Origin of the sequence: Pseudomonas sp. JDS28PS106, assembly GCF_036706555.1 — a bacterium.
Classification (GTDB): domain Bacteria; phylum Pseudomonadota; class Gammaproteobacteria; order Pseudomonadales; family Pseudomonadaceae; genus Aquipseudomonas.
Genome location: NZ_JBAJGT010000004.1, coordinates 294,699 through 308,211 on the forward strand (window position 1 = coordinate 294,699; position 13,513 = coordinate 308,211).

General features: G+C 62.4%; 10 protein-coding genes. 7 read left to right on the forward strand and 3 right to left on the reverse strand.

The window, feature by feature from the left end; genetic code table 11:
• The first annotated feature begins 15 nt into the window (after positions 1-15).
• The 5 genes from TRP66_RS08690 to etfB all read left to right on the forward strand — a co-directional run bounded on the left by TRP66_RS08690 (position 16) and on the right by etfB (position 6,766).
• Entirely contained in the window at positions 16-546 is a 531-nt protein-coding gene (locus TRP66_RS08690; protein WP_333401122.1) for a DUF5943 domain-containing protein, read from the forward strand.
• A 19-nt stretch (positions 547-565) separates the two neighbouring features.
• Positions 566-2,626 carry a dimethylglycine demethylation protein DgcA gene (dgcA, locus tag TRP66_RS08695; RefSeq protein WP_333401123.1) on the forward strand — a complete coding sequence of 687 codons (2,061 nt, stop codon included), beginning with the start codon at positions 566-568 and terminating at the stop codon, positions 2,624-2,626.
• Between the two features lie 159 nt (positions 2,627-2,785).
• Positions 2,786-4,750: a dimethylglycine demethylation protein DgcB gene (gene dgcB / locus TRP66_RS08700; RefSeq protein WP_333401124.1), complete on the forward strand. Its 1,965-nt coding sequence runs from the start codon at positions 2,786-2,788 to the stop codon at positions 4,748-4,750.
• Positions 4,750-5,970, forward strand: a complete 1,221-nt coding sequence (gene etfA / locus TRP66_RS08705) for an electron transfer flavoprotein subunit alpha (protein ID WP_333401125.1) — start codon at positions 4,750-4,752, stop codon at positions 5,968-5,970. The genes dgcB and etfA overlap by 1 nt, the downstream gene beginning before the upstream one ends.
• Positions 5,960-6,766 (forward strand): electron transfer flavoprotein subunit beta, encoded by an 807-nt coding sequence (gene etfB / locus TRP66_RS08710; protein ID WP_333401126.1) that lies wholly within the window; start codon positions 5,960-5,962, stop codon positions 6,764-6,766. The genes etfA and etfB overlap by 11 nt, the downstream gene beginning before the upstream one ends.
• A gap of 759 nt (positions 6,767-7,525) precedes the next feature.
• Here etfB and gbcA read toward each other — a convergent pair.
• Positions 7,526-8,824 (reverse strand): glycine-betaine demethylase subunit GbcA, encoded by a 1,299-nt coding sequence (gene gbcA / locus TRP66_RS08715; RefSeq protein ID WP_333401127.1) that lies wholly within the window; start codon positions 8,822-8,824, stop codon positions 7,526-7,528.
• A 317-nt stretch (positions 8,825-9,141) separates the two neighbouring features.
• Here gbcA and gbcB point away from each other — a divergent pair, with 317 nt between their 5' ends.
• Positions 9,142-10,242 carry a glycine-betaine demethylase subunit GbcB gene (gene gbcB, locus TRP66_RS08720; protein WP_333401128.1) on the forward strand — a complete coding sequence of 367 codons (1,101 nt, stop codon included), beginning with the start codon at positions 9,142-9,144 and terminating at the stop codon, positions 10,240-10,242.
• 174 nt (positions 10,243-10,416) lie between these two features.
• Here the strand turns inward: gbcB and TRP66_RS08725 are convergent, their stop codons facing one another.
• The gene (locus TRP66_RS08725; protein ID WP_333401129.1) at positions 10,417-10,677 is read right to left on the reverse strand and encodes a hypothetical protein; all 261 of its coding nucleotides are present in this window, start codon (positions 10,675-10,677) and stop codon (positions 10,417-10,419) included.
• A gap of 177 nt (positions 10,678-10,854) precedes the next feature.
• On the opposite strand from TRP66_RS08725, the gene TRP66_RS08730 reads away from it, so the two are divergent.
• Positions 10,855-11,691, forward strand: coding sequence for a 23S rRNA (adenine(2030)-N(6))-methyltransferase RlmJ (locus TRP66_RS08730; protein ID WP_333401131.1), 837 nt, complete (start codon positions 10,855-10,857; stop codon positions 11,689-11,691).
• Positions 11,692-11,786: 95 nt separating this feature from the next.
• On the opposite strand, the gene betA is transcribed toward TRP66_RS08730, so the two are convergent.
• Entirely contained in the window at positions 11,787-13,481 is a 1,695-nt protein-coding gene (gene betA, locus TRP66_RS08735) for a choline dehydrogenase (protein WP_333401132.1), read from the reverse strand.
• Positions 13,482-13,513: the final 32 nt, after the last annotated feature.

Genomic DNA, 13,513 nt, shown 5'->3' on the forward strand with positions numbered 1-13,513 from the left:
TCTGGAGTTTGACCCATGGCAAAGATCGCCCCGCAACTGCCCATCGAAGTCGACAGCGAAACCGGCGTGTGGACGTCCGACGCGCTGCCGATGCTGTACGTGCCGCGCCATTTCTTCGTCAACAACCACATGGGCATCGAGGAAGTGCTGGGCGCCGACGCCTATGCCGAGATTCTCTACAAGGCCGGCTACAAGTCTGCCTGGCACTGGTGTGAAAAAGAGGCCGAATGCCACGGCCTGGAAGGCGTCGCGGTGTTCGAACACTACATGAAGCGCCTGTCGCGGCGCGGCTGGGGCCTGTTCAAGATCCAGGACATCGATCTGGACCAGGGCACGGCCAGCGTCAAGCTGGAGCACTCCTGCTTCGTGTACGTGTACGGCAAGGTCGGGCGCAAGGTCGATTACATGTTCACCGGCTGGTTCGCCGGCGCGATGGACCAGATCCTCGCGGCTCGCGGCAGCCAGATCCGTACCGTAGCCGAGCAGGTTTACAGCGGCTCGGAAGAAGGTCATGACGACGGTCTGTTCGTCGTCAAGCCAGCTTAAGCAAGGCGAGGTTCAGGTTATGGCTTTCGAGGCGATGTTCCAGCCTATCCAGATCGGCAAGCTGACGATACGCAACCGCGTGCTCAGTACCGCGCACGCCGAGGTGTACGCCACCGACGGAGGGATGACGACCGACCGGTACGTCAAATACTACGAAGAAAAGGCCAAGGGCGGCATCGGCCTGGCGATCTGCGGCGGTTCGTCCAGCGTTGCCATCGACAGCCCGCAAGGCTGGTGGAAGTCGGTCAACCTGGCGACCGACCGGATCATCCCGCATTTCCAGAACCTGGCCGACGCCATGCACAAGCATGGCGCCAAGATCATGATCCAGATTACCCACATGGGACGGCGCTCACGCTGGGATGGCGACCACTGGCCGACCCTGATGTCGCCCTCCGGCATTCGCGAACCTGTACACCGCGCGACCTGCAAGACCATCGAGCCCGAGGAAATCTGGCGCGTCATCGGCAACTACGCGAGCGCCGCAGCGCGCGCCAAGGCCGGGGGTCTGGACGGCGTGGAGCTGTCGGCCGTGCACCAGCACATGATCGATCAGTTCTGGAGTCCGCGGGTCAACAAGCGCACCGACGAGTGGGGCGGCAGCTTTGAAAACCGCATGCGCTTCGGCCTGGAAGTCATCAAGGCGGTGCGCAAGGAAGTCGGCCCTGACTTCTGCGTGGGCCTGCGCATCTGTGGTGATGAATTTCACCCTGACGGCCTCAGCCACGAGGATATGAAGGAGATCGCCAAGTACTACGACCAGACCGGCATGATCGATTTCATCGGGGTCGTGGGTTCTGGCTGCGACACCCACAACACCCTGGCGAACGTCATTCCGAACATGAGTTATCCACCGGAGCCGTTCCTGCATCTGGCAGCCGGGATCAAGGAGGTGGTCAAGGCGCCGGTCCTGCACGCGCAGAACATCAAGGACCCGAATCAGGCGACGCGCATTCTGGAAGGCGGCTATGTCGACATGGTCGGCATGACCCGCGCCCATATCGCCGATCCGCATCTGATCGCCAAGATCAGGATGGGGCAGGTCGATCAGATCAAGCAGTGTGTCGGCGCGAACTATTGCATCGACCGCCAGTACCAGGGCCTCGACGTGCTCTGCATCCAGAACGCCGCGACATCCCGCGAGTACATGGGTGTGCCGCACATCATCGAAAAGTCCGCCGGACCGAAACGCAAGGTCGTGGTGGTGGGCGCGGGGCCGGCTGGCATGGAAGCGGCGCGGGTATCCGCCGAGCGGGGTCACGACGTGACGCTGTTCGAAAAGAAAGAGGCCATCGGCGGCCAGATCAGCATCGCCGCCAAGGCTCCGCAACGCGACCAGATCGCCGGCATCACCCGCTGGTTCCAGCTGGAACTGGCGCGCCTGAAGGTCGACGTGAGACTCGGCACCGCCGCCGATGTAGCGACGATTCTCGATCTGCGTCCGGACATCATCGTCCTGGCCGTGGGCGGGCATCCGTTCCTGGAGCAGAACGAGCACTGGGGCGCCGCCGAAGGTCTGGTGGTCAGCAGTTGGGACGTGCTGGACGGCAAGGTCGCGCCGGGCAAGAACGTGCTGGTCTACGACACCATTTGCGAGTTCACCGGTATGTCGGTCGCCGATTACCTGGCGGATAAAGGCAGCCTGGTGGAAATCGTCACCGACGACATCAAGCCAGGGGTCGCGGTTGGTGGCACCTCGTTCCCGACCTACTACCGCAGCATGTACCCCAAGGAAGTGATCATGACCGGGGACATGATGCTGGAGAAGGTCTACCGCGAAGGCGACAAGCTGGTGGCAGTGCTGGAGAACGAATACACCGGCGCCAAGGAAGAGCGGGTGGTCGATCAGGTGGTGATCGAAAACGGCGTGCGCCCGGACGAGGCGATTTATTACGCGCTCAAGGAAGGTTCGCGCAACAAGGGCCAGATCGATATCGACGCATTGTTCGCGATCCAGCCCCAGCCGTGCCTCAGCGAGCCGGGTGATGGTTACCTGCTGTTCCGGATCGGCGACTGCGTGGCCCAGCGCAATACCCATGCGGCGATCTATGACGGATTGCGGCTTTGCAAGGATTTTTAAAGGCTTGCTGTAGGAGCCAGCTTGCTGGCGATGCGGTTTGTCCATCGATACCTGGGTGACTGAACCGCCGCGATCGCCAGCAAGCTGGCTCCTACGGGTGTTGCGGCAAGCCGCCTGTCCAGTTCTGCCTGCAAGACCGCAAGGTCCCGGGAGCTTCACATGTTAAGCACCATTCTCCCCATCCTGCTGTTCACGGCCCTGGCCCTCGCGGTGCTTGGCGCCTGGCGGCGCGCAAGCCTGTGGCGTAACGGCCGGGCGTCGAAAGTCGATCTGTTGGGCGGCCTGCTGGCAATGCCCAAGCGCTATCTGGTCGATCTGCACCACGTGGTCGGACGCGACAAGTACATCGCCAATACTCACGTTGCCACGGCGGGCGGGGCGGCAGCGTCCATTCTGCTGGCAATCGCGGTGCATGGTTTCGGCCTGCAGCACCGTGTTTTGGGTTACGCGCTGCTGTTGACGACGGTCCTCATGTTCATCGGCACGATCTTCATCTACCGGCGTCGTATCAATCCGCCCGCGCGTCTCTCCAAAGGCCCGTGGATGCGCCTGCCGAAAAGCCTGCTGGCGTTTTCCATCAGCTTCTTCCTGGTGACGCTTCCGGTCGCGGGTATCCTGCCGACCGATTTTGGCGGCTGGTTGCTGGCCGGCATTCTGGCGCTGGGCGTCGCCTGGGGCGTCAGCGAGCTTTTTCTGGGCATGACCTGGGGCGGACCGATGAAGCATGCGTTCGCGGGCGCTTTGCACCTGGCCTGGCACCGCCGCGCCGAACGCTTCGGCGGTGGCCGCTCCACCGGGCTCAAGCCGCTCGATCTTGCCGATCCCGACGCGCCACTGGGCGTGGAAAAGCCCAAGGACTTCACCTGGAATCAGCTGCTCGGCTTCGATGCCTGCGTGCAATGCGGCAAATGCGAAGCCGCCTGCCCGGCGTTCGCCGCCGGACAGCCGCTGAACCCCAAGAAGCTTATCCAGGACATGGTCGTGGGTCTGGCGGGCGGCACCGATGCCCGATTCGCCGGCAGCCCCTATCCGTCGCTCGACGGCAAGGGCAGGCCGATCGGCGAGCATGGCGGCGCGCCGCATCAGCCCATCGTCAACGGTCTGGTCGAGCCTGAAACCCTGTGGTCCTGCACCACTTGCCGCGCCTGCGTCGAAGAGTGCCCGATGATGATCGAGCACGTGGACGCCATCGTCGACATGCGTCGTCACCTGACCCTGGAAAAAGGCGCCACGCCCAACAAGGGCGCCGAGGTGCTGGACAACCTGATCGCGACCGATAACCCGGGCGGCTTCGCGCCCGGAGGCCGCATGAACTGGGCCGCTGACCTTGACCTGCCGCTGATGAGCGAGCGCAAGGCCGCCGATGTTCTGTTCTGGGTGGGCGACGGCGCATTCGATATGCGCAACCAGCGCACATTGCGCGCCTTTGTGAAGGTGCTCAGGGCCGCAGGCGTGGATTTCGCGGTGCTGGGAATGGAAGAGCGCGACAGCGGCGACGTCGCCCGGCGTCTGGGCGACGAAGCGACCTTCCAGATGCTGGCTCGCCGGAATATCCAGACGCTGTCCCGATACGACTTCAAGCGCATCGTCAGCTGCGACCCGCACAGTTTTCATGTGTTGAAAAACGAATACGGCGCGCTTGGCGGCCACTATGAGGTCCAGCACCACAGCACCTTCATGGCCGAACTGGTGCAAGACGGCGCGTTGAAGCTCAAAGCGCATAAAGGCGCCAGCGTGACCTATCACGATCCCTGCTATCTGGGCCGCTACAACGGCGAGTACCAGGCACCGCGCGACGTGCTGCGCGCGCTGGGCATCGAGGTGCGGGAAATGCAGCGTTCCGGCTTCCGCTCCCGGTGTTGCGGCGGCGGTGGCGGAGCGCCGATCACCGATATTCCAGGCCGCCAGCGGATCCCCGACATGCGCATGGAAGACATTCGGGAAACCGGTGCCGAACTGGTCGCTGTGGGTTGTCCACAGTGCACGGCGATGCTCGAAGGCGTGGTTGAACCCAGACCGCTGGTCAAGGACATCGCCGAACTGGTGGCCGAGGCCCTGGCCGACGACGCGCCCGCCGCGCCCAGACCGGTACAGGTAAAACGTGAACCTGCGGAGGTGCTCTGATGAGCGATATTGTTCGCCGCGACCCAAGGGTTGAATGGATTGCCCGCAACCGGCTGCATCCTCTGCATGCGACCCTGCAACCGGCCCAGCTTCGCTGGATGGGGCCCAATGGCGTGATGCGCCGCATCGTTCACAGCATCGGCTTCATCGGCCCGAACGGCATCAAACGCATCGACCGCAGCGGCGCCCAGCAAACGGCGACCGGCAAGCGCCAGACCAGTGTCGAGGTACAACTGCCGCTGCATCAAGTGCCGGCCCCGGCTTTCTATATCTGCGTGGTACCGGACATGGTCGGCGGGCGCTTGAGCGCTCATGACCGGGATCTGCTCGGGCTGGCTCATCAGATGGCAGGAACGGACGGCGCTGTGCTGGCCGTGGTATTCGGCGAGCACAAGGAAAGCGCGTTTGACACGGCGGGCGTCGATCGCCTGCTGACGCTCGACGGCGAAGAGTTCGCCGGGTACGCACCGGAGCAACGTATTCAGGGCCTGCGCGCTGTGGATAACCAGTTCGGCCCGCGTCACTGGCTGCTGCCTGACAGCCGCACCGGCGGCGGCGAGCTGGGCAGACGTTTTGCCGCCAGGCTGGGCGAGCGTCCCGCGACCCGCGTCTGGCAAGCGACTGCCGAACGCTGCACGGGGCGAGCAGGCGCAGGGCAAAACGATTTTTCCCGGCCGTTGCCAAGGTTGATCCTGGCGTCCGCGGAATGTGCCGAGCCTGTCAGCGAAACCCGCCACGAGGCGCTGCCCGTGGAGTTATCCACACGTGTGCCGCGCAGCCTGCCGCGAATCGAGGATCTGGGCGCAGTGGCGGTCGATCCGGCAATCATCCCCATGGCCGAAGCCGAATTCATTGTTTCCGGCGGGAACGGCGTCAAGAACTGGGAGCTATTTCACGAAGCCGCAGCAGCACTGGGCGCCACTGAGGGGGCCTCGCGCGTCGCGGTCGACGACGGCTTCATGGGCCGTGAACGTCAGGTCGGTGCCAGCGGGACCTGGGTGACTGCCAGGGTCTACGTGGCTGTGGGTATCTCTGGCGCCATCCAGCATCTGCAGGGCATAGGCGCCTGCGACAAGGTGGTGGCCGTCAATCTGGACGTCGGCTGTGACATGGTCAAGCGAGCCGATCTTTCGGTGATCGGCGAAAGTCACGAGATTCTGTCGGCCCTGATCCGGGCGGTCGAGGCCTGGCGCAACGGGGAGAAACGCGATGCGGCATGAGTCGGCGGCACAGCCTGTGGACAACAGTGCCCTTCGTATCCTGACGCTGGTTTCGGCCGGCGCTCACCCCACGTCGGGCCGGACCCGTCGCGCCGAGCAAGATGCCCGCGCCGTCGAACTCGGTCTGCAACTGGCCGGCCAAACGCTGGAAGTGCTCCACGCCGGCGATCCTCAGGAGCCGGCGTTGCGGGCCTACATGGGCATGGGACTCGATGCGCTGCATGTGCTTGAACAACCTGCCGGCTCAGATGTAGTGCCGGCCTTGCTCGATTATCTGCGTCATCACCCGGCTCAGATCGTCCTGACTGGCAGCCAGGCGGAAACCGGCGAAGGCTCGGGCATGCTGCCCTTTCTCCTCGCGGAGAACCTGGGCTGGCCTCTGGTGAGTGGCCTGGCCGAGGTCGAATCCCTGGAAAACGGCATGGCGCTGGTTCTTCAAGCACTGCCGCGTGGCCAACGGCGGCGGCTGAAAGTCCGGCTGCCGTTTCTCGCCACTGTGGATAACGCAGGGCCAAAACCCAGGCAAAGCGCTTATGGCCCGGCCCAGCGCGGCGCCCTTGAAGTTGAGCACGTTGAAACAGTGACCGATGAGTTACTCACAAGCGACGCGCTTCAGCCCGCCAAACCGCGTCCCAAGCGCCTGAAAGTGGTCAAGGCCAAGAGCGGCGCTGACCGTATGAAAGCAGCGACCGCCAAAGCGAGTGGCGGCGGGGGTCAGGTGCTCAAAGGCATGACTCCGGAAGATGGCGCGGCCGCTATTCTCAAGTTGCTGATCGAAGAGGGTGTAGTTCGCTGATATTCGACTGTTACACACAATCCCTGTGCGTCCGGCTGTGGATAAGATGTTCGTCTCTGCCTGAAGGCCTTGTGCTGCGCGGCTTGTAGAGCATTGATCATTTAGTGATCAGCCAAGTGGTCAGATTCTTCTGTGGACAGTTTGAATTTTGGACGATGTCCGGCGCGATACTGCCCACAATCTCTGTTGGCCTCCCTGTGGACAAGATGTTGGTGGTCCGCTGCAGCCCTTGTAAAGCAACGTTCTTAAGGTTTCGATCATATTTTGACCAACGCAGACTTGCAGCTGGTGATTCGCTTGCAGACATCGTAAAACCCAATGGAAAGGAGATTTCCACAGCTGATCCGCAATCCCAGACAAGTTGTTCCCAAAGTCTGTTGGCCCTTCTGTGGATAAGGTGTTCGTCATCCCCTGCAAGCCTTGTGATTCGCGGCTTTTAAGCTTTAGATCAAAAAACGTACAGCCTGCGGAAGCCGCTGATGCTCTCCGCAACGCCGCAGATACCTCGCACCCTCACATGGAAAAAACCTTGATACTCACAATTGCTGTGGGTGGTCTTGTGGATAACTTGTTCGCGAAGCGCGAAAGGCCCGATAGGGTGGCGTTCCACTTTAGTTGGTTATTTTTTGAGCAGATTTGATTTTGGGGCGTGGATGTTGGGCTGCTTCGCAGCCCATCGCGGACAAGTCCGCTCCTACAGATACGCTCTTCTGCACAGCGGCGGACTCGTCAGGCAGCATAGTGTGAATCAGAAAAGGCTCACTCGTGATTCACTGCCACGCCTTTCAGATAAGGCGCAGGCTCGGCGCCGAGGTTGTTCAGCATGCGGGAGCTGTACCAGTCGATGAAGTTGACCACGCCGAACTCGTAGGTCTTGGAGTAAGGGCCGGGCTGGTAGGCGGTGGAGTTGATGCCGCGCTGGTTTTCCTCGGCCAGGCGGCGGTCCTGGTCGTTGGTGGCGTCCCAGACTTCGCGCATGCGCTGGACGTTGTAGTCGACGCCTTCGACCGCGTCCTTGTGCACGATCCATTTGGTGGTGACCATGGTTTCCTGGGCGCTGATGGGCCATACGGTGAACACGATGATGTGGTCGCCCATGCAGTGGTTCCATGAATGCGGCAGGTGCAGGATGCGCATCGATCCCAGGTCGGGGTTCTGGATGCGACCCATGAGTTTCTTGCAGCCGACTTTGCCGTCCAGGGTCATCGAGACGGTGCCCTTGAGCAGCGGCATGCGCACGATGCGGTTGCGCAGTCCGAAGCTGGCGTGGGCGTAGGGGATTTTTTCCGCATCCCAGGCGGCGGCCGAGGCGGCGACATGATCCTTGAAGGCCTGGTCCGCGCGGGGGTCGGTGACGTCGTCCCATTCCAGCAGAGTCTTGAGCAGTTCCGGGTGCGAGCCATTGCAGTGGTAGCACTCGCGGTTGTTTTCCAGGACCAGTTTCCAGTTGGCCTTTTCCATCAAGGTGGTCTGCACGGCCACCTTGGTGTTTTCCATGTCGTACGGCTCCATGTAGTGGCGCAGGGTCGCCAGGAACTCGTCGATGGCCGGCGGATTCTGCGCCAGGCTGATGAAGATATAACCCCCGGCGGTCTTCACATGAATGGGTTTGAGGCTGAAGTTCTTCATGTCGAAGTCATCGCCCATTTCCGTACCGGCATAGAGCAGGCGGCCGTCCAGTTCGTAGGTCCACTGGTGATACGGGCAGACCAGTTTCGCAACCTTGCCTTTTTCACTGGTGCACAAGCGCGATCCGCGGTGACGGCAAACGTTGTGAAAGGCGTTGACGCTGCCGTCCGGGCCGCGCACGACCAGCACCGGGTTCTTGCCGATCTGCAGGGTCAGGTAGTTGCCCTTGGCCGGGATTTCGCAGGTCATCCCGGCGATCAGCCACTCCTTGTGGAAGATCTCCTGCATGTCGATGTCGAACAGGCGCTCGTCGGAGTAGAACGGCTGCGGCAGCGAATAGGTGCGCTCACGGTTGTGCAGCATTTCGGCGGTGGCCTTGCGTGCAGGTTCCAGCGGGTCGCCCAGGCTCAAGGTTGCGGTGACGTCCATTTTCAAGTCCTCATGACCGCACCCGGGCGGCCTGCGAATGTGGCTAATACGGTTGTCGGAGTGTGCACGCAAACGACCGCGGTCGTTCAGCTTATGGGTAATGTTTTCGTAACGATCCGGTGCGCAGTGTGGAGCCGCCCGAGGGCCGAACCTTATCCATGGGCGACACGGCCGAATCCGTTTCCGACGCCGGAGCCGCCGTAGACCGGGGCTGGTCGCGGTAAGCATGTGAATGTCGCAGACAGGTAAACGGGCGCTTTGGGCGTTAAGCAGAATTCACATCACGAAAGGCCGGTGGTCGGCCATGGAGAGCCAGCATGTCGCAAAGTTTTCTGAGCCCGGTAACCACCCAGACGTGGGCAAACGGTCGTCATCTCGTCAGGGTCGTCAAGGTGATTCAGGAAACCTGGGACGTACGCACCTTCTGCTTCATGGCCGACCAGCCGATCATGTTCTTCTTCAAGCCGGGCCAGTTCGTGACCCTGGAGCTGGAGATCGAAGGCGTGCCGGTCATGCGCTCCTATACCATCTCCAGTTCGCCTTCCGTGCCGTACAGTTTTTCCATCACCATCAAGCGGGTGCCCGGCGGCAAGGTTTCCAACTACCTGCATGACACCCTGCATGAAGGACAGGAACTGGCCGTTCACGGACCGGTCGGGCTGTTCAACGCCATCGATTTTCCGAACCCCAAGATTCTCTATCTCAGCGGCGGCGTCGGCATTACCCCCGTCATGTCCATGGCTCGCTGGTTCTACGACACGAATGCCAACGTCGACATGGTATTCGTGCACAGCGCCCGCTCGCCCAAGGACATCATCTACCACCGCGAGCTGGAGCACATGGCGTCGCGGATCGAGAACTTCAGCCTGCACCTGGTCTGCGAGAAGCACGGCCTGGGTGAACCTTGGGCAGGCTACCGGGGTTATCTGAATCAGAAGATGCTGGAACTCATGGCGCCGGACTTCATGGAGCGCGAGGTTTTCTGCTGCGGGCCAACGCCGTACATGAATGCGGTCAAGCGCCTGCTTCAGGACAACGGTTTCAACATGGCGCAGTACCATGAGGAATCGTTCGGCGCGACGCCGCCCGAAGCACGCGCCGACGCGGTGGAGCAGGCGGAAATCGCCGCCGAGACGCCGGACGTGGATGTGGCGGACCAGCATCAGGTGGAGTTCACCGACACCGGCAAGAGCATTCGCGTGGCGCCGGGGGAAACTGTGCATGCCGCGGCGGCCAAGCTTGGCCTGATGATCCCCAAGGCCTGCGGCATGGGCATCTGCGGAACCTGCAAGGTCATGAAGCTCAGCGGCGAAGTGGAAATGGAGCACAACGGCGGCATTACCGATGATGACGTTGCCGAGGGTTATATCCTGTCGTGCTGCAGCGTGCCGAAAGGGGATGTGCGGATCGAGTATTGAGGATTACACAGTGTTGTAGGAGCCAGCTTGCTGGCGATTTAGATGGCGCGGTTTTCTGAAATATCGCGTCGTCCGGATTGCTGCCGCGTTGCGGCAGATCGCCAGCAAGCTGGCTCCTACGGGGGGCGGTAGGAGCCAGCTTGCTGGCGATGAAGACAACGCGCAGCGTCTGATTCAGGCATGACTCTGCTTGTAAGCCGCCAGCGCCGGCAGCAGTTGCTGGTCGATTGCCTGACGCACGGCCGGGAGGATGGTCGCGCGGCCGGTCAGCATCTGTTCCACCATTCTTCGCAAGGCGACGGCGCGTTCGCCGGTCAGGCCGCATACGGCCTGCGCACAGGCCTGTTCGGCCGTTGCGCCGCTGGGCATTTCGAAGCCCAGCGCCCTGAGTTGCCCAAGCAAGTCTTCCTGGTCGATCAAATCGGCGTGCATCATCGCGTTGCTTCCTGTGGACGGGGTTTACCTGATTCTGGTGGGGCCTCATGACCACGACAACCCCGCGCGACGCCCTTTGGCCGAAACACCTACGGTCAGGTCGTTTTCAGTTAAGTCGCCTGCGGCGGGATCGCCCACGACAACTTTGTTAAACTGCGCGGCCTTCCAGGAGCTGCCATGAATTACCGTCACGCCTTCCACGCCGGCAACCACGCCGACGTGTTCAAACACATCACTCTGACCCGCTTGCTGGCCCTCATGGCTCGCAAGGAACAGCCTTACGCCTACCTCGATACCCATGCGGGGCTGGGTCTTTATGACTTGCAAGGCGATCAGGCCACCCGCACCGGTGAATGGCTCGAAGGCATCGGCCGTCTGTGGGGCGCCGAAGACGTGCCTGCCCTGGCGGCGGATTACCTTCAGGTACTGCGCGACATGAACCCGGATGGCGAGCTGCGTTACTACCCCGGTTCCCCTGAACTGGCACGCCGCCTGACCCGCGAGCGCGAGCGGGTGCTGCTCAACGAGAAGCATCCCGAGGATGGCCGTCTGCTCAAGGAAAACATGAAGGGCGACCGCCGCGTGGCCGTCCACCTGGGTGAGGGCTGGCATGTTCCACGCGCGTTGCTGCCGGTGGCGGAGAAGCGCGCGGTGATGCTGATCGATCCGCCGTTCGAGCAGCTAGACGAGATGAAACGCTGTGCGGTGGCGCTCAAGGAAACCATCGGCCGGATGCGCCAGACGGTGGCTGCGATCTGGTATCCGGTCAAGGACCAGCGCCAACTCAAGCGTTTCTATCAGGACCTGGCGGAAACCGGCGCGCCCAAGTTGCTGCGCGTGGAGTTGTATGTGCATCCGCTGGATACGCCGGCCAGCTTGAACGGCTCGGGCCTGGCGATTGCCAACCCGCCTTGGGGGCTGGAGGAAGAGTTGCGGGAGCTGATGCCGTATCTGGCCGAGAAGCTCGGCCAGACCAGGGGCGGGTGGAAGATGGATTGGTTGATTGCGGAGTAAGCGATATTGAGGGGTTATCGCCAGCAAGGCGGATCGCCGCCCCGGTGGCTCCTACAGGGCCGGTGTAGGAGCCAGCTTGCTGGCGATCAGGCGCTCTAGCGCGCAACCTCGCGCATCGGCTTGCCGCGCGCCGGGCGGTCGCCGGCCTTGAAGTAGGGCGCGGTGCTGCGGGGCAGAGGCTGACGGCCGCGGATTCGGTCGGCGATCTTCTCGGCGATCATGATCGTCGGCGCGTTCAGGTTGCCCGTGGTGATTAGCGGCATGATCGAGGCATCGACCACGCGCAGTGCTTCCAGCCCGTGCACGCGGCCCTGACCATCGACTACCGCCATTTCATCGGTGCCCATCTTGCATGAGCAGGACGGGTGATAAGCCGTCTCGGCATGCTCGCGGACGAACTGGTCCAGCTGTTCGTCGGTCTGCACTTCGATACCAGGGCTGATTTCCCGACCGCGATACGGGTCCAGCGCCGGCTGCTGGATGATCTCGCGCGTCAGGCGGATCGCATCGCGGAATTCCTGCCAATCCTGCTCGGACGACATGTAGTTGAAGAGGATGCTCGGGTACTCACGCGGGTCGCGGGACTTGATCTGGACCCGGCCACGGCTTGGCGAGCGCATGGAGCCGACGTGCGCCTGGAAACCATGCTCTTTCACGCCCTTGGTGCCGTTGTAGTTAATGGCGACCGGCAGGAAGTGGTACTGAATGTTCGGCCACTCGAACTCTTCGCTGGAGCGGATGAAACCGCCGGCTTCGAACTGGTTGCTGGCGCCGATGCCCTTGCCGAGGAACATCCATTTCGCGCCGATCGGCGGCTGGTTCCACCACAGCAGCGACGGGTAGAGCGAAACCGGCTGGGTGCAGGCGTATTGCAAGTACATCTCCAGGTGGTCCTGAAGGTTCTGGCCTACGCCTGGCAGGTCGTGCACCACCGGAATATCGAACTGACGCAGCAGCTCGGCGGGGCCGACACCGGAACGTTGCAGAATCTGCGGCGAAGCGATGGCACCGCTGCACAGCAGGACTTCCTTGCGCGCACGGGCCCGGGTAGCGGTATCGCTGCCGCCTACCAGATACTCGACACCGACGGCTCGTTTGCCTTCGAACAAGATGCGGTCGGTCAGCGCGTGGGTGACGATGGTCAGAGTCGAGCGTTTCTTGGCTTCGTCCAGGTAACCGCGCGCGGTGCTGGCGCGACGGCCATTGGGCGTCACGGTCCTGTCCATGGGGCCGAAGCCTTCCTGTTGATAACCGTTCAGGTCGTCTGTCCGTGGGTAGCCGGCCTGCACGCCCGCTTCGACCATGGCGTGGAACAACGGATTGTTGCCCTGCTTGGGCGTGGTCACGCTGACCGGGCCGTCACCGCCGTGGTAGTCGTTCGGGCCGATGTCGCGAGTCTCGGCCTTGCGGAAGTACGGCAGGCAATCGAGGTAGCTCCAGTCTTCAAGACCTGGCTCCTTGGCCCAGCCGTCGTAGTCCATGGCGTTGCCGCGGATGTAGCACATGCCGTTGATCAGCGACGAACCGCCCAGGCCCTTGCCGCGACCGCACTCCATGCGACGGTTGTCCATGTACGGCTCCGGCTCGGTCTCGTAGGCCCAGTTGTAGCGGCGGCCTTGCAGCGGGAACGCCAGGGCGGCGGGCATCTGGGTGCGGAAGTCCGCGCGGTAGTCGGGACCGCCCGCTTCGAGCAGCAGAACGGTGACGCCCGGGTCTTCGGTGAGACGGGCTGCCAGCGTGTTACCGGCCGAGCCGGCGCCAATGATGATGTAATCGAATTCCTGGGTCATGAATAAGCCCCTCGTATAGATAAATCGACAGG